Origin of the sequence: Lentibacillus salicampi, from assembly GCF_004565465.1 — a bacterium.
GTDB classification, from domain to species: Bacteria; Bacillota; Bacilli; order Bacillales; family Amphibacillaceae; genus Lentibacillus; species Lentibacillus salicampi.
Genome location: NZ_SRHY01000003.1, coordinates 73,400 through 90,553, shown reverse-complemented (window position 1 = coordinate 90,553; position 17,154 = coordinate 73,400). Strand labels below are relative to the sequence as shown.

Annotated in this window: 18 protein-coding genes and 2 tRNA genes; 2 read left to right on the top strand and 18 right to left on the bottom strand. The window is 43.3% G+C overall.

What is annotated here, in order from left to right:
• Window positions 1-75 precede the first annotated feature (75 nt).
• The 9 genes from E4U82_RS03905 to E4U82_RS03865 form a co-directional block, all read right to left on the bottom strand.
• The gene (locus E4U82_RS03905; RefSeq protein ID WP_135108741.1) at window positions 76-1,056 is read right to left on the bottom strand and encodes a tetratricopeptide repeat protein; all 981 of its coding nucleotides are present in this window, start codon (window positions 1,054-1,056) and stop codon (window positions 76-78) included.
• 151 nt (window positions 1,057-1,207) lie between these two features.
• Window positions 1,208-1,281 (bottom strand) — tRNA-Arg (locus E4U82_RS03900).
• A 13-nt stretch (window positions 1,282-1,294) separates the two neighbouring features.
• A tRNA-Gly gene (locus E4U82_RS03895) sits at window positions 1,295-1,368 on the bottom strand.
• Between the two features lie 137 nt (window positions 1,369-1,505).
• Window positions 1,506-2,027, bottom strand: a complete 522-nt coding sequence (locus E4U82_RS03890; RefSeq protein WP_135108739.1) for a YfcE family phosphodiesterase — start codon at window positions 2,025-2,027, stop codon at window positions 1,506-1,508.
• 17 nt (window positions 2,028-2,044) lie between these two features.
• On the bottom strand, window positions 2,045-2,641 hold the full coding sequence (locus E4U82_RS03885; RefSeq protein ID WP_135108737.1) for an XTP/dITP diphosphatase: 597 nt from the start codon (window positions 2,639-2,641) through the stop codon (window positions 2,045-2,047).
• Window positions 2,638-3,405, bottom strand: a complete 768-nt coding sequence (rph, locus tag E4U82_RS03880; RefSeq protein WP_135108736.1) for a ribonuclease PH — start codon at window positions 3,403-3,405, stop codon at window positions 2,638-2,640. Before rph ends, E4U82_RS03885 begins: the two co-directional genes overlap by 4 nt.
• Window positions 3,406-3,865: 460 nt before the next feature.
• On the bottom strand, window positions 3,866-4,966 hold the full coding sequence (locus E4U82_RS03875; protein ID WP_135108735.1) for a GerMN domain-containing protein: 1,101 nt from the start codon (window positions 4,964-4,966) through the stop codon (window positions 3,866-3,868).
• 143 nt (window positions 4,967-5,109) lie between these two features.
• On the bottom strand, window positions 5,110-5,928 hold the full coding sequence (racE, locus tag E4U82_RS03870) for a glutamate racemase (protein WP_135108734.1): 819 nt from the start codon (window positions 5,926-5,928) through the stop codon (window positions 5,110-5,112).
• Between the two features lie 21 nt (window positions 5,929-5,949).
• The gene (locus E4U82_RS03865; RefSeq protein ID WP_135108733.1) at window positions 5,950-6,399 is read right to left on the bottom strand and encodes a MarR family winged helix-turn-helix transcriptional regulator; all 450 of its coding nucleotides are present in this window, start codon (window positions 6,397-6,399) and stop codon (window positions 5,950-5,952) included.
• 260 nt (window positions 6,400-6,659) lie between these two features.
• Here E4U82_RS03865 and E4U82_RS03860 point away from each other — a divergent pair, with 260 nt between their 5' ends.
• Entirely contained in the window at window positions 6,660-6,884 is a 225-nt protein-coding gene (locus E4U82_RS03860; RefSeq protein WP_135108732.1) for a helix-turn-helix domain-containing protein, read from the top strand.
• 117 nt (window positions 6,885-7,001) lie between these two features.
• Here the strand turns inward: E4U82_RS03860 and E4U82_RS03855 are convergent, their stop codons facing one another.
• The 4 genes from E4U82_RS03855 to E4U82_RS03840 all read right to left on the bottom strand — a co-directional run bounded on the left by E4U82_RS03855 (window position 7,002) and on the right by E4U82_RS03840 (window position 11,136).
• The gene (locus tag E4U82_RS03855; protein WP_135108731.1) at window positions 7,002-7,445 is read right to left on the bottom strand and encodes an acyl-CoA thioesterase; all 444 of its coding nucleotides are present in this window, start codon (window positions 7,443-7,445) and stop codon (window positions 7,002-7,004) included.
• Window positions 7,446-7,867: 422 nt separating this feature from the next.
• Window positions 7,868-8,632, bottom strand: coding sequence for a succinate dehydrogenase iron-sulfur subunit (gene sdhB / locus E4U82_RS03850; protein ID WP_135108730.1), 765 nt, complete (start codon window positions 8,630-8,632; stop codon window positions 7,868-7,870).
• 16 nt (window positions 8,633-8,648) lie between these two features.
• On the bottom strand, window positions 8,649-10,400 hold the full coding sequence (sdhA, locus tag E4U82_RS03845) for a succinate dehydrogenase flavoprotein subunit (RefSeq protein ID WP_135108729.1): 1,752 nt from the start codon (window positions 10,398-10,400) through the stop codon (window positions 8,649-8,651).
• Window positions 10,401-10,515: 115 nt separating this feature from the next.
• The gene (locus E4U82_RS03840) at window positions 10,516-11,136 is read right to left on the bottom strand and encodes a succinate dehydrogenase cytochrome b558 subunit (RefSeq protein ID WP_135108728.1); all 621 of its coding nucleotides are present in this window, start codon (window positions 11,134-11,136) and stop codon (window positions 10,516-10,518) included.
• 280 nt (window positions 11,137-11,416) lie between these two features.
• Here E4U82_RS03840 and E4U82_RS03835 point away from each other — a divergent pair, with 280 nt between their 5' ends.
• A complete protein-coding gene (locus E4U82_RS03835) occupies window positions 11,417-11,854 on the top strand; it encodes a YslB family protein (RefSeq protein WP_135108727.1) in 438 nt (145 codons plus the stop codon).
• A 124-nt stretch (window positions 11,855-11,978) separates the two neighbouring features.
• On the opposite strand, the gene uvrC is transcribed toward E4U82_RS03835, so the two are convergent.
• From uvrC to E4U82_RS03810, 5 genes are all read right to left on the bottom strand, one after another.
• Window positions 11,979-13,772 (bottom strand): excinuclease ABC subunit UvrC, encoded by a 1,794-nt coding sequence (gene uvrC, locus E4U82_RS03830; RefSeq protein WP_135108726.1) that lies wholly within the window; start codon window positions 13,770-13,772, stop codon window positions 11,979-11,981.
• Between the two features lie 338 nt (window positions 13,773-14,110).
• A complete protein-coding gene (gene trxA / locus E4U82_RS03825) occupies window positions 14,111-14,428 on the bottom strand; it encodes a thioredoxin (protein ID WP_135108725.1) in 318 nt (105 codons plus the stop codon).
• A 154-nt stretch (window positions 14,429-14,582) separates the two neighbouring features.
• Window positions 14,583-15,551 carry an electron transfer flavoprotein subunit alpha/FixB family protein gene (locus tag E4U82_RS03820; RefSeq protein WP_135108724.1) on the bottom strand — a complete coding sequence of 323 codons (969 nt, stop codon included), beginning with the start codon at window positions 15,549-15,551 and terminating at the stop codon, window positions 14,583-14,585.
• Between the two features lie 23 nt (window positions 15,552-15,574).
• Window positions 15,575-16,348, bottom strand: coding sequence for an electron transfer flavoprotein subunit beta/FixA family protein (locus E4U82_RS03815; RefSeq protein ID WP_135108723.1), 774 nt, complete (start codon window positions 16,346-16,348; stop codon window positions 15,575-15,577).
• Window positions 16,349-16,378: 30 nt separating this feature from the next.
• Window positions 16,379-17,152 (bottom strand): enoyl-CoA hydratase, encoded by a 774-nt coding sequence (locus tag E4U82_RS03810; protein WP_135108722.1) that lies wholly within the window; start codon window positions 17,150-17,152, stop codon window positions 16,379-16,381.
• Window positions 17,153-17,154: the final 2 nt, after the last annotated feature.

Here is a 17,154-nt window from a genome sequence, read left to right as displayed (position 1 = left end):
ATAGCAAAATTTCAACCAACTCATTATAACATAATTATGTGTCCTTTCAACCGATAGCCCCACCTGATTTACTGTTTAGGCTTCGATGATCGTAGCGTATAAAGCTTCACACATTTTAATTTCTTCCATATATCGGATCAACTGTTCATCCTTGTTTTCTCTCTTTTCCATATGTATGTCGAGATAATCTTCGCCTATTTTTGTTAATGCTGCAGCAATAAACCGGGCATCATCTTCGGCAGGCACCATCGGGTAACGCACATAAAAATAATGGTGCAGCAATTGTTCCATTAACCGAAATAAAGTTGGATTCTCTTGTTCTTGATCGTTCAGGAACACGAATGTCTGCTTTATGGTTGGATGCGAGTCGAGCGCCGGTATAGCATTTGGTGCTATTTTCCACTTAACACCTAATTTCTGTACCAAAACCTCATCTGATATGTTCTTATCCTGAAGCCATATAAAAATTGCTGTTTTGGTAACCGGATGTACCCGATCATCTGCTAGGAGTGACTGCAATTGCTCTGTAGGTGTTATATCCATTTTAAGGATTTGTTCAACGAGTGTGTACTGATAGACATGATTTTGCTCTTCAACTGCTTTTAGTAATTCCTTTATGTATTCGGGAGACTTTTCAATCCGGATTTCATGCCGCATCTTACGACTCATATTATACAGCTGCCGGAACTGTTCTTCCATATCATCCGGTACCATTTTTTTCTCCAATTCCTGTTCAACCTGATCCATTAACAATTGATATTGACTCGTCTGGAATAATATCGTTAAGTAAATATGCACATATTGATAGTAATTCTCATCCTTATGTATTAGCAGATCCTCACAAAAATCCTGTGCATCCTGATACCGATTTAGCTCCATCAGGCACATAAGCTTACCGATGAGTATTTCCTGGTTTTGAACACCGAAGCCCAATAACTGATCCAGTTTGGCCAATGCTTCCTGATATCTTTTCTCTTTCAGTGCCAGAAGACTTTCCTCTTCTAAGGTCGTCCGCCATTTCGGGAAAAGAATGACATTTTCCCAGCTTCTTTCCATAAATTCACCCCTTTCGTTTCAAGTGTTTCAATAACCAGCCATACCCTGAATCCCGCGAAATAAAACCTGTAAATTGTGCCATGACTATTTTTTATTGTATATGAAAAAAGAAACCCAGTCATCAAAAACACGGGTTTCCCAGGTTGACAAACGTCCCAGGCAGGATTCGAACCTGCGGCCTACAGCTTAGAAGGCTGTTGCTCTATCCTGCTGAGCTACTGGGACAAGATACTATGTATGGAGCGGATGATGGGAATCGAACCCACGACATCAGCTTGGGAAGCTGAGGTTTTACCACTAAACTACACCCGCACGTGTTGATTTTTAGCGAACAACGATTATTATATGCACTTTCAAACGATTTGTCAATAGTTTAGCGATATACATTAATTTGTCTGGTACCCGTTTAAGATTAGCAGAAACCGGCAAAAAGCCGGTTTCTCCTCTATCTAAATTCTTTGCGGAAGGGATGTATTAAATGATAAATCATCAACATGTTTGCCGTCGATTGTATAAAAATACACATGAATATCATCCAACGTTTCCCATTCCATAATCGTATATGTCTTCTCATTTCTCTTCCGGGGCAGCAGAACACTGCCCGGATTTATCAGCAATTGGCTGCCGACTTTTTCTGCACCAGCGATATGGGTATGACCGAAGCAAATGACCTGCGCATGCTGTTCCTCTGCCCGATAAGCAATCGCCAGCGGATTTGATTTCACCTGGTGCAAGTGGCCATGTGCAATAAGAAACGTTAGACCATCGATGGTGCTCACCTGTTCTTCAGGATATCTGGCATCGCCATCACAATTACCGGCAACTTTCATGAACCCTTCCAGTGCTGGGTCATCCATTTCAAGCTCCGAATCACCACAATGAATTTTGTAATCGGTATGATGACGCTGGTTTATTGCTGCAAGCTCGTCTCTGGAGCCATGACTATCACTGACAATTAACACACTTGGCATGATATCACCTCAACTGATTACTGCAAATTTTTGACCCAGTCGTCCAATTGTCGGATAGCATTGCTCCGATGGCTGATTTGATTTTTTTCATCCGAAGAAAGCTGTGCCATCGTTTCCGTATAACCATCCGGAATAAATACCGGGTCGTAGCCGAATCCGTTATGACCCGCCTGTACACGGGCAATGCTGCCTTCACAGTATCCTTTTTTAAATTGTGTTGTCTCCCCTGGTATAGCCACTGCCAGGACACATACAAAACGTGCTGTCCGATCGACAGTTTCAACGCCTTGTAATTCATGAAGCGCTTTATCGATATTTGCTTGATCATCTTTCGGCTCGCCGGCAAATCTTGCTGAAAAAACGCCTGGACGTCCAGCCAGTGCGTCAATGACCAGACCTGAATCATCAGCCAGGACTGGTATCTGCAGTAACTCTGCTATTTGCTCAGCTTTCAATGCGGCGTTTTCTTCAAATGTCGATCCTGTTTCCTCAATATCGTTTATTTCCCGGGACAACTCAGGGAGCGAAACAGCATCAATCGCGTATTCAGCAAAAAATGTTTTGAACTCTTTTACTTTGCCAGGGTTTTTTGTGGCTATGACAATCTCTTTCATGGTGAATCTTCCTTCGTTTTATTTGTTTCTCCAATCCGGCCAGCCTGTTCGCCCAGTATGGTTTTTTGAATGGCATTCAAATCTTGCAAACCGTTATTGGCAAGGTCCAGCATTCTGTGTAGCTGATTCTGTGTAAATGTTGCTTCTTCCCCTGTCCCCTGTATTTCGATAAACTCGCCTGTACCGGTCATCACAACGTTCATATCGACAGCTGCCTCAGAGTCTTCTTTATAGTCTAAATCCAAAAGCTCTCTACCTTCCGGGGAAATACCAACAGAGATAGCTGCCAAAAAGTCTGTCACAGGCATTTTTTTAATGGTTTTGGCTTGAAGCAGCTGATTGAACGCTAATACAACGGCAACAAATGCGCCTGTAATGGAAGCCGTCCGTGTGCCGCCATCCGCTTGAATGACATCACAGTCAACCCACACGGTTCGTTCGCCGATTTGTTTCAAGTCAACAACCGATCTTAGAGAACGTCCAATTAAGCGCTGGATCTCCATTGTACGTCCACTTACTTTTCCTTTGGAGGATTCACGAATATTGCGCTGTTCCGTTGCCCTTGGCAGCATCGCGTATTCAGCTGTAATCCAGCCTTTCCCCTGACCACGCATAAACGGGGGCACCCGATCTTCTATACTTGCATTGCAAATCACTTTCGTATCACCAAATTCAATCAGTACGGAACCTTCCGGGTGTTTAACAAAATCCGGTGTAATGGTAACTGATCGTAGTTCGTTATCATGTCGCTGGTCATGTCTCAATAGAACCTTTGCCTCCTTATTTATGCATCCACGGTTATCCTAACATATTTTTGACAATCAGACATGAATTATGAATGTCAGAACAAATGCGCAGGGCGCCCATTTAGCGACGTACAAACTTTGCCTGTGCATCACAGGTGGGTCGGCGTTGCCGCGTATCGCGGCGGGGTTAGCCGACCCTCCCCACTAGCCACAATGAGATAAAGGAAACATGCCCCTGCATCAGGGATATGCCGACGTTGGCCGGCAAGGCCGTTCTTATTCGGCCTTCCTTTATCAAGCGAACCGTTGTTGACTTATCGTAGTGGAGGGGTGTGAAGTTTGCTAGTCGCTGGACGCTGGAGCTGGACATGGCTATTGCTGACAAAGAGCTTCATATAGCCAAAATTTTATACCTTTATCTTTTAAAAAAAGAAAAAGACTGCTTTGACACAGTCTCGAATTTGAACAACCGTTCACGCTATAATTTTTCGGTTGAGATGAAATTTTGGGCTGTGACGGGCTCAGTATATGGTTCACCGTTCTCATTAAAGAGCGTCTCGACATCTTCCACTTTGACTTCGACCGCTTCGATCGCTTCATCCTGTGTTAATGTACGGACAAGGGTTTCCATGACTTCATTGGAGATAACGGACTGGCCTTCATCCTGCAAAACATTCTGGTTGAAAACGACTTCCAGCACACCTTCTTTTAAACTGGGATGATTGGTCAATTCCGTCGCATTATTGAAAACATGCTGCAAATTGGTATCGGCACTCGGCCCTTGCATTAACGCCTGAACCATGGACCCATACAAATCGCTATCTTCAACCTCAATGTGTTGGGTGACGGGAACAAAATACTCGTTATCACCCTGAGCAGACGGATAGTACAGTGTGACAGGTTCACTGCTCAGCAGATCCACTGTATTGGATTGAACAAGGTTGATGCCGTTAACCCTTGAATACCCCTCGCCAATAGGTGTTCCATCAACCGGCATTGTCTCTTGCTGCTGTCCATCAATGCGCAGCTTCAATTTATCCACATTTTCAAATTGTGTTGCAGTATAAGTCATCGCCTGAAGTATTTCCAGCTCCTGCTCAGCCTTGTAATTTTCAAATTCTCCGGAAACATCGACCACCATCGTCCCATTGTCTTTCAAATTTACGCCAAGTATTTCCGTGCCTGCCGGTAAAACCGCCTGAAAACCATTTGGCAATAACGAAGCGACCGGTCCATCCTTTACAAGATATTCCATTGCCTGTTGAGCTACCGCGTTCGATTCAGCCTGTGGCAACTGCAGTGTCTGCGACGCTACCATTCCATTGGCATCAAGCAAATATAATTGTCTGTCGACCGTGCCAGACGATGTATCCTCTTCAGTATCTTCCTGATTTTCCTCCCCTTCTGCACTTGTCTTCTCACCCGGCTTATCCTCTAAATCATCTACAGCTTCAGCATCCTTTGGCGGGTCCATTTCCCCTTCTTCGTTATCCAATGATTGCTCCCCTTGAAAACACCCGGATAATATAATCGTGAGAAACACCGTTAGGCTTAATAGCAATAGACTGCGCTTTTGCATGTTTTTCCCTCCTGCGATGGTTTGTACTATTATATATACGAGCTCATCAGAAATTTAGACCAACCTGAAAACAAAAAAATGAATCCTGACTGAAAATAATTGATCAGTCAGGATTCCGGCGGGATGCTTTTTCCCATTGAATGTTAATGCGCGATGACAGCCTTTTTAATAGTGACAGACTGAAAATAAGCGGCCGATTCTCTGAAAATACTTTCTGTGATTTTCGCGAATACCCCCATTTCACCTGTTGTGTAAAATTGATGTGCCGGCGTATCCAGTCCATTATATAACTGATTGTGAAACTCCAAAATCGTGCTGACTTCACGTGCTGTTTCTTCACTCGATGAAATGACAGTGACCTGGCTGCCGATAACTTTTTGAATGGTCTCTTTAATCAGCGGATAGTGTGTGCAACCAAGAATCAGTGTATCGATATGGTTTTGTTCCTTCATTGGCAGCAATGACTTCTCAACAATCTCTTCCGCCTCTTTGCCTGATAAAACGCCCTGCTCTACCATTGGAACAAATAACGGGCATGCCAGTGAATTGACATGAAGATCTGACTTAATACCAGACAATGCCTGGTTATAGGCTTTACTGCCAATTGTTCCTTCTGTCCCAATCACACCAATGTGACTGTTTTCCGTCGCTTTGATTGCTGCACGTGCACCCGGTTTAATCACGCCGATCACCGGGATTGAAAGGTGTTCCTGTAGTTCATTCAGCGTAAATGCTGTTGCCGTATTGCATGCAACAACAAGCAATTTAATCTGTTTATCGAGCAGGAAATCTGTCATTTCCCATGTGAATTTTCTAACGTCCTCTTTTGATCGCGGTCCATATGGGCATCTGAGCGTATCACCCAAATAAATCAGACTTTCTTTCGGCAGCTGCCGCATCAACTCATGGACAACGGTCAAACCGCCCACACCGGAATCAATTACGCCTATTGCCTGATTCAAAAAAATCGCCTCTTCTTGCTGTTATTGATGGTCGACATGTTGTATTTCCTCATACAGAAAGGCTAACATGCCACTTAATGATTCTGTCTGATCTTTTGAAAAGTTTTTCAATACCTCACCTAAATATTCCTGTCGTTTTTTGATGACTTCTTTTATAATCGTACGGCCTTTTGCCAATACATGAATTCTTACAACCCGCCGATCTTTCGTATCTCTCACTCGCTCAACAAGATCGTTCCTTTCCAGCCGATCAACCAGGTCTGTGGTCGTACTAAACGCCAAACCGTTTTTATTAGAAAGCTCACCAATCGTCAGATCACCGTCAACCAAAAACTGCAGGGCAATAAATTGTGGTGAAGTGATCGGGTAATGATTCAGTATTTTTCGCCCGTTTTGTTTAATAATACCGGATATGTAACGTAAATGTTTTTCAAGATTTGCAATGGTTTCTATTGATATATCACGATCCAATACGGGTGAACCCCCTCTGAATATTTCCCAATTTTATATACGTATTTTAACATATCATGACAAAAATAGCAGTTTTCTTATTGCCTCCAATCTTTAACGAGAGGGGTCAAATTTTTAAAATGAACAGGGATGGACTACAGCCATGATATTAAACTTCTTTTAAAATGTGCTCACCGTTTACACTTCTTTTCATAAGCTAATAGTGACTAAATAATTCACCCTTCATCTGCAGCTCTTTGACAGCAAGGAGGGGTTATCATTTGAAGGAAAACACGTACAAACCGAAGCAACTATTGACCAAACGTGAAAAAGAGGTATTCGAGCTCTTAGTACAAGATAAAACAACCAAGGAAATTGCCCAGGAATTGTTTATCTCTGAAAAAACGGTCCGCAACCACATTTCCAACTCAATGCAGAAATTAGGAGTCAAGGGGCGATCGCAAGCAGTAGTAGAACTTCTTCGTATGGGGGAGTTGAAGCTCTAAAGAAAACCGGCTTTCTTGTAGAAAGCCGGTTTTCTACTATTGTCAGAAAAAGATAGTTTGAAGGTGTAGTGTATCCCTTACAGATTAGCAAATCAGATCCATCGCGAGCTTCTCCACTTACACCGCCATTAAGCTGTTTTTCATGGCATCGGATAATGGTATCGGCTGACCGGTATCAGGTTTTATGTAAACCATTCTTCCCCGTCCTGTGAGGCAAAGTTCGTCTTCACCGTTCAGACCCATGTAATGGATATCAAACGAAGTGGTCCCGGTATGATTAACTTTCACATATAGGTTCAATTTTTCATTAAAATAAATTTGTTTATGATAATCGCATTGCAAGTCTGCAACGATGGGCATCGCTCCGTTGTTACTATCATCATCAAACAGACCGATTGATTTCAGAAATTCAATTCGTGCTTCTTCAAAATAAATAAATGGTGAGACGTTATTCACATGCCCAAACATGTCTGTTTCCGAAAAGCGGATTTTGACCGGGATAAAAAACGTAAATGCAGACCGCCACTTTTCCATGTTTTCAATATATGAAGCTTTACTCAACTGCATCACTCCTCCTATATGATAATGAGGCTGGAACAAAACTCAACTATTTTATTATAAAATACGAATGATCGTTCGTATTTGTTTGTAAGTGCTAATCATCGCTCCGGAAAAATACTTGGTGCTCGTCGTGTTGGAAGTTATTTCGAGGAAGTAGCACTCCTCGCAACTCGCAGTTTACTCGGCAGAAGTTTTGCTCGTCGCTTTCCGGGGGCGGCTGATGAGCCTCCTCGCGCTGGCGCGCTCCGGGGTCTCATCCAGGCCTCAGCTCCCCCCCAAGAGTCTCCGTATTTTTCCTCCGCTGATAAAACAACTGTTATCATTAAATAAAATCCGAACATATTATATTTTAAATAATTGTTCGGATTTTCATTTTGATGCTATACTTTTGTCCCGGCCTCATAGATTAATAGATTTCTAACCTAATGCGCTTCATCACTGCCAAAGAAGTTCTTGAACGACTGAATGTTCGTGGCACGGTTCATAGCAGCAATCGATGTTGTCAATGGAATACCTTTCGGGCAGACCTGCACACAGTTTTGTGCGTTACTACAGCCTGCGATACCTCCGTCTTCCATCAATCCCTCCAGGCGTTCACTTGCATTCATTTCACCTGTTGGATGTGAATTGAACAAACGTGCCTGGGAAAGGGCAGCCGGGCCAATGAAATCCGACTTGTCATTCACATTTGGACATGCTTCCAGACAAACACCGCACGTCATACATTTTGACAGTTCATATGCCCATTGGCGTTTTTTCTCCGGCATCCGTGGACCAGGGCCAAGGTCATAGGTTCCGTCAATCGGAATCCATGCCTTGACTTGTTTCAGAGCATCAAACATTTGCTCACGGTCCACGACAAGGTCGCGAACAATTGGAAATGTGCTCATTGGTTCCAGCCGAATGGGCTGTTCCAATTTATCAACCAGCGCTGCACAGGATTGGCGCGCGGTTCCATTAATGACCATTGAACATGCCCCGCATACTTCTTCAAGACAGTTCATGTCCCATGCTACCGGTGTTGTTTTTTCGCCTTTATCATTTACCGGATTCTGACGGATTTCCATTAGTCCGGAAATGATATTCATATTTGTTTTATAAGGAATGTCAAAGGCTTCCTCATAAGGAGCAGAATCCGGGCTGTCTTGACGCGTTATGATAAATTTAACAGTTTTCTGTTCAGCCATGTTTATCTTTCTCCCCTCAGTGTTTTTGTGTATAGTCCCTTAACCGTGGTTCAATCAGTGATGTATCAACTTCCTCATAGGATATCTCCGGCGCATTATTTTCCTTGTCAAACGTTGCAATGGTCGTTTTGAGCCATTCTTCATCATTACGTTCAGGATAATCAGGTTTATAGTGCGCGCCTCGGCTTTCATTACGGTTGTATGCACCCATTGTAATAACCCGTGCCAAATGTAGCATGTTTTTCAACTGACGAGTAAACATGACACCCTGATTGCTCCAGCGTGATGTATCATTGATATTGATCTTGTGCCAGCGCTCCTGAAGTTCCTGAATCTTTTCATCGGTTTTCAAGAGGTTATCATTATGACGGACAACCGTAACGTTATCAGTCATCCATTCACCGAGCTCTTTATGAATCTGGTATGCGTTTTCTTCGCCCTCCATCTTCATGAACTCCTCAAATATTTCCTGTTCTTCTTTTTCCCTGTTTTCAAACAGTTCAGGTGACATATCTTCAACATGCTGATCAAGTCCGTCAATATATTTAATCGCATTCGGACCTGCGACAGAACCACCGTAAATTGCTGACAGCAGTGAATTGGCTCCTAAACGGTTCGCCCCATGTTGTGAATAATCACACTCACCACAGGCGAAGATTCCAGGAATGCTTGTCATCTGATCAAAGTCAACCCAAAGACCGCCCATGGAATAGTGAACAGCCGGGAAAATTTTCATCGGAACTTTACGCGGATCATCACCGACAAATTTCTCATAAATCTCGATAATACCGCCCAGTTTGACGTCGAGTTCTTTCGGATCTTTATGTGACAGGTCCAGGTAGACCATGTTTTCGCCATTGATGCCAAGCTTCTGGTTGACACAAACATCAAAAATTTCACGTGTTGCGATATCGCGCGTTACAAGGTTACCATATGCCGGATACTTTTCTTCCAGGAAGTACCATGGCTCACCGTCTTTATATGTCCAGATACGTCCGCCTTCACCCCGTGCTGATTCACTCATCAACCGGAGTTTATCATCTCCCGGGATGGCTGTAGGATGGATCTGAATAAATTCACCGTTCGCATATCTCGCACCCTGCTGGTACAAAATACTTGCAGCAGACCCTGTATTAATCATGGAGTTGGTTGATTTCCCGAATATGATTCCAGGGCCACCGGTTGCCATAATCGTTGCATCTGACGGGTATGATTTAATTTCATGTGTTTGAATATTCTGTGCAACAATCCCTTTGCCGACACCATCATCATCAAGAACGGCTCCAAGGAATTCCCAGTTTTCGTATTTTGTAACCAACCCTTCCACTTCATAGCGCCTGACCTGTTCATCCAATGCGTATAATAACTGTTGTCCTGTTGTTGCCCCTGCATATGCTGTGCGGTGTACAGATGTACCGCCAAAACGCCGGAAATCAAGCAGCCCTTCAGGTGTACGGTTGAACATGACACCCATGCGGTCAAGCATATTGATAATGCTTGGTGCTGCGTCGCACATTGCTTTAACCGGCTTTTGATTGGCAAGGAAGTCCCCACCGTAAACTGTATCGTCAAGGTGAACCCATGGTGAGTCACCTTCACCTTTGGTATTAACGGCACCATTAATGCCACCTTGAGCACACACAGAGTGAGACCGTTTCACAGGCACAATCGAAAACAGGTCAACATTCACACCTGCTTCTGCTGCTTTAATTGTTGCCATAAGGCCAGCTAATCCGCCGCCGACAACAATAACTTTACGATTACTCATATCGATTCCTCACTCCTTGTTCTTAAAGATTGTTCAAAAAGTCGGGTGAAAATGACCCACGAGCTCGTTGGCTGACAGGCCGATCCTTTTATCCTCCTTTTTGAACACTGAACGATTAAACTCCGTAAGCAAATTGAATCAGTGCTCTGACACCAACATAGCTTAGAGCCAGGAAGATGATCAGTGTTGCGTATGTAGCAATTTTCTGGGATTTCGGTGATTGTGTAAAGCCCCATGAAACCAGGAAACTCCATAGACCATTCGCAAAATGGAAAGTGGTCGAAATAACACCAAGAATATAGAACCAGAACATGATTGGGCTAGCAAGAATGTTTTCCATTAGATTATAATTCAATTCTGCTGCGCCAAGACCAATTCGAACGCGAGTCTCCCATACATGCCATACAATAAATACAAGCGTAATGATACCAGTTACCCGCTGCATAAGATACATCCAATTACGGAAATAACCGTACCGGGTTGTATTGTTTTTTCCTGTAAGGACAATATAAACCCCTAATACCGCGTGAAATAAAATCGGCAGATAGATGACCACGATTTCCAATACTAATCGAAACGGCAAATCATGTATAAAGCTCGCCGCCTGATTAAAACTTTCTTCACCATATACCGCAAAATGGTTCACAACAAGGTGCTGAATAAGGAAAATCCCGATTGGAATGACGCCTAACAGGGAATGGAGTCTGCGATAAAAAAACTCTCGATGTTCTGCCATGTGTTTACCCCCCTCGCTTAAGATGTTAATTTTTACAGAATGTACATGATTTAACAATAAGCCTTCATATATTTATTGCCCAAAAATGTACAATTTATGACATGTTTATTGTACTTCTAACTATGAAGGGCGTCAAGAAAAGGAAATAAACCAGCCTGCTGTGAAATCTTTACGACACTCTTGCACTTTAACCTATTTACATAGATAATAATAATAGAAAAATACTTGAATGAAACAATGAATTCATTGTGCATTAGTTATTGGGGAAAGGATGACATCAATGTCAAAAGATCACGAATCCATGCCTGTCACACTTCTTGATGAGCTGCATACAACAGGAGCCGGGTATGACATTATCCGATACATCGGTTTACCTGATATATTTGGATCGGAATCACCTACCCTCCTCTATTTCATGGGTAAAAACCTTTCCAGAAGGCTGGACATACAATCCGTATCCGATATTGTTTATGCATTTGAAAAATTGGGATGGGGGCGATTGGAACTTGTTAAAGAAAAAAAGAAAGAACTTGTTTTTCAATTAATGGCTGATTCAGTCGTCTATCGGCTGAAAGCCCCTCTGGATACAGAATTCCGGCTTGAAGCCGGATTTTTGTCGGAAGCAATCGAGCAGATTAAAGAACGATCATGCGAATGTCAGGAAGAACAGCATAAAAAAATCCATCAAATCGAATTTACCGTCATTTTTACCGATTAACTATCCGGGGCGAAGCGGGATAAAAGAGCAAAAGCGGAAGCGCCCGTTTAGCGACGTTCAAACTACGCTCGGTGTTGCAGATGAATCGGGACTATCGCGGAGGAGTTACGAGAGAAGCGGAACATTACGTTGTTTCGCTCCCCTCTTCATCGTTCAAATGAGCCAATATATTTTGAGCAACATCCTGCGGTACACCCAACTTCGTAATATTTTCCAAGCTTGCCTCTTTGATTTCGTTCACGTCCCTGAAATGTGTCAACAGTAAACGCCGCCGCTTTTCCCCGACCCCCGGAATCTTATCAAGCTCTGACCGAAACAGGTTTTTCCCCCTTAGTTGCCTGTGAAAGGAAATCGCAAACCGGTGCACTTCATCTTGAACACGCTGCACCAAATAAAATGCCTGAGACTTTCTGGACAATTCGATTACTTCCGGCGGATCACCATATAACAGTTCACTTGTTTTATGTTTATCATCTTTCACCAGACCACACAGCGGAATATCCAGCCCGAGTTCATTTTCCAATACATCAAGGGCAGCACTCATTTGGCCCTTGCCACCATCAACGATAATCAGGTCAGGGAGCGGGTCTTTTTCTTTCAATACTCTCGTATAACGGCGGCGAATGACTTCCCGCATTGTTTCATAATCATCTGGCCCTTCCACATTTCTAATTTTATATTTGCGGTAGCCTTTTTTATCAGGTCTGCCGTCTGTAAAAACAACCATTGCTGAGACAGGGTCAGCCCCTTGAATATTGGAGTTATCAAACGCCTCAATCCTGAGCGGTGTTTCAATGTTGAGTGCTTCACCCAACGTCTCTACTGCCTGGACGGTTCTTTCTTCATTACGTTCGATCAATGTGAATTTTTCATCAAGCGCAATTTTAGCATTTTTCATGGCTAATTCCACAAGTTCTTTTTTTCTACCGCGAAATGGTGTGTGGACATTTAACTCCAGCAATTCGCCCAGTAAATCCGCATCGGTACCAATCGGAACCAGCAGCTGTTTCGGTTTTAAATGGTGCTGATGTAAATAAAACCTTCCGATAAAACTGATGAATGTATCGTCAGGTTCATCAAAAAATGGAAATATCGAGACATCCCTTTCGATCAATTTCCCTTGCCTGACAAAAAACACTTGGATGCACATCCAGCCTTTGTCATAACTGTAACCGAATATATCACGATCCGTCCGATCATTCAGCGTCATTCGCTGTCGTTCCATTACCGCTTCAATATGCTGGATCAAATCGCGAAGCTCCTTTGCCCGTTCAAAATTAAGATCATCGCTTGCTTCATGCATTTTAGCGGTCAGATCGTTCTTGATTTCTTTATGGCCACCATGCAAAAACGACGTGATATCTTGAATAATTTCTTTATATTTTTCCTCTGAAACCGGTTTTTCACTGCAAGCAAGACATTGCCCCATATGATAATACAGACACGGGCGCCCTGCTGGATTATTACACTTGCGCAATGGATACAATCTGTCAAGTAGTTTTTTTGTTTCCCTGGCCGCCAGCACATTGGGATATGGTCCAAAATATTTTCCTTTATCTTTTTTGATCCGCCTTGTTATGAGCAGCCTTGGGTGTCGCTCTGAAGTGATTTTTAAGTATGGATAAGATTTATCATCTTTTAATAAAACGTTGTATCGCGGGTCATATTTTTTTATCAGATTCATTTCAAGAATCAATGCTTCCACTTCGGAAGTTGTCACGATATACTCAAAATCCTGAATCTCTTGAACGAGCCGCTGTGTCTTTTTATCATTAGCACCGGTGAAATAGGATCGGACTCTGTTTCGCAGTTTTTTTGATTTCCCGACATAGATAATCGTACCATTCTTATCTTTCATTAAGTAGCATCCAGGCTGTGCTGGCAAAACAGCCAATTTCTCATTAAGTTGCTGGTTCATCGCAAACTCATCCCCTGAAAAAATTGTACATTTGTTAATCCGTGTTCAAAAAGGAGGGTAAAAAGGACCGTCATCGGCTAAATTCGCGACGACAATCGCAACGCCGATATTAGCACGTCCTGTGCGTCAAAGTTCGAGGCGCCGTAGTTTTGAGCGCGGGCTTCCACAGGATGTGGTGACTTCTGCGTTGGTGATTGACGTGGGCGCTTTAAGCAGAAAATCCCCTGTCAATGCGTCATTTTCACCGGACTTTTTGAACATCCTTTTATCAAACAGAATCCCTTGTCACATTCAGTAACAAGGGATCCTATCAAACATTCCACATTTTATTATACACCTTATGAGGCGTGTTTGTTAATTAAATCAACTAGTGCTTCTTTAGGCTGAAAACCGATAACCTGGTCGACCACTTTCCCATCTTTGAAAAGCAGAAGCGTTGGTATGCTCATAACACCGAACTTACCGGCTGTTTCCTGATTTTCATCAACGTCCAGCTTAACAATTTGTACTTTATCTTCCATTTCACCGTCTATTTCTTCAAGTAACGGGGCAATCATTTTGCATGGTCCGCACCATGGAGCCCAAAAATCAGCAAGCACTAGACCTTCAGCTGTTTCCTGACCGAAGTTTTGATCAGTCACATGTTCAATTGCCATGATAAATTCCCTCCTCATTCAGTAAACTATGGTTCATAGTATACCACCGTTAGTCATTCCTCGCGAATACTTTGCTTATGCAAATGACTCAGGAAGCACAGGCTTTTTGTCAGCGCAAAAGATCTGACCAAACATGGTCAGATCTTAAAACTTTTTATACGACCTGTTTGAATTCTTCTGTCAGTTTTGGAATCACTTCGAATATGTCACCGACAATGCCGTAATCCGCTACATTAAAGATATTTGCTTCCGGATCTTTATTGATGGCAACGATTACTTTTGAGTTGGACATACCGGCTAAATGCTGGATAGCGCCGGAAATACCGACAGCAATATATAAATCCGGGGTGACCACTTTACCGGTCTGCCCTATCTGCAAGGAATAGTCGCAGTATTCGGCATCACATGCACCGCGTGAGGCGCCGACCGCCCCTCCCAGCACGTCTGCCAGTTCGTATAAAGGTTTGAATCCATCCGCACTTTTCACACCGCGCCCACCGGCAATGATGACATTTGCTTCGGACAAATCAACACCCTCGGAAGCTTTACGGATCACATCTTTAATAACAGTATGGATATCTTTAACATCAACATCTTTTGCCGTCACTTCACCAGTTCGTGAATCGTCACGGTCCAACGCTGGAATATTGTTCGGGCGGATCGTCGCAAACGTTAAGCCACTGGAGATAACCTTTTTCTCAAACGCTTTTCCTGAATAGATCGGTCTGATAAATACAGCTTTATCCCCATCATGTTCGATATCGGTCGCATCTGAAATTAAACCGGTTTCTAGTTTTGCCGCAAGTTTTGGTGTCAAATCCTTACCGATCGCTGTATGACCCATGATGACCCCATCCGGAGCTTCATCATCAATCACGGCAAGAACCGCTTGCGAGTAGCCTTCTGACGTATAAGCTTCCAAAAGATTGTGCTTGACCGTTACAACACGGTCTGCCCCATAATAGATGACTTCCTGTGCAGGCCCATTCAAATCATCACCGCCGCATAAAACGCCGACAACTTCCGCATCCGTATCTATCTTTTTAGCCGCTGCAACGGCTTCAAATGTTACATTACGCAATTCGCCGTCTCTTGCTTCACCTATGACGAGTAGTTTACTCATTTTATTTCTCCTCTCCGCTATGTTTATAGTACTTTTGCATCGTTTTTAAGCAGGGAGATCAATTCCTTCACCTGGTCATCAATCTCACCTTCGAGAACTTTTCCTGCTTCTTTTTCAGGAGGCAGAAATATATCAATCGTTTCCGTTTTTGCTTCGACATCGTCTTCATCCAAATCCAGATCATCTATTTCCAATTCTTCAAGCGGTTTTTTCTTTGCTTTCATGATCCCTGGAAGTGATGGATACCTTGGTTCGTTCAGACCTTGCTGACAAGTTACGAGTACCGGAAGAGCTGTTTCGATTTTCTCGACGTCGCCTTCAACGTCTTTGTCGATATTTGCACTTTCGCCATCAATCTCAAGTGCCGTGATAGTCGTCACATAATTGATTCCCAGACTTTCAGCGAGTCTCGGACCGACTTGGCCGCTTGCTTCATCAATGGCAACATTTCCAGCCAGAATAAGGTCGGCTTCTTTATCCTCAAAAAAGGACTCCAGAATTTTTGCAGTTGTATATTGATCGCCGTCCTCAACATCATCTTCTGTGTTAATTAAGACAGCCTTATCTGCTCCCATAGCAAGTGCCGTACGCAATTGTTTCTCGGATTCTTCGTCCCCCACTGTCACAACTGTCACTTCTCCTCCATGTTCATCACGCTGCTTAATGGCCTCTTCCACGGCATATTCATCGTATGGGTTAATAATGTACTCAGCACTCTCATCCTCAATTCGCCCATCAGAAACGACAATTTTTTCTTCTGTATCAAACGTTCTTTTCAGCAATACGTAGATGTTCATATCTATTCCTCCCTTGTATATCCCATCATTCTATTGATCCCGGAAGTTTGGCTTGCGCTTCTCCATAAACGCCTGAATACCTTCTGTGGCATCCTCTGAACCGAAAATACTTCCAAACGCTTTAGCTTCCTCTTGAACCCCCTTAGCAAATTGTTCGGTTTTTGCATAAGGAATCAATTCCATAACAGCGTCAATTGACAGTTTGCTTTTAGCAGCAATTGCCCGGGCCAATTCAAATGCTCTGTCAAATACATTTTCATCCTGAACGGCCTGATTTGCCAGCCCTGCCGCTTCGGCCTCTTTTCCTGTGATCGGTTGACCGGTCAGAATCATTTCGTATGCTTTTGCCGTCCCAACATAATGCGGTAAGCGCTGTGTTCCCGCAAAACCCGGGATAATGCCTAATGTCAGTTCGGGCAGACCAAGTTTAGCATTTTTAGCTGTAATCCGGATATGGCAAGCCATGGCAAGCTCAAGACCGCCTCCTAAAGCAGCACCATGAACAGCAGCAATGACCGGAACCGGATAGTGCTCGATTCGACTAAATAGCTGCTGTCCTTTTTCAGACAGAGATTCATAGTCGGAAGCCTTTTGTAGAGCGGTAAATTCTTTGATATCAGCACCTGCAGAAAAGAACTTACCATTCCCTTTTAAAACAATAGCCTTCACATTGTTATCGGTTTCAATTTCGTCAAGCCTGTTACCCAAATCAATTAATAGATTCGTAGACAATGCGTTGGCCGGCGGGCTTTGTATGGTCAGTACACCTACATGACCAGTCACTTCATAAGCCAGTGTCGTCAAAT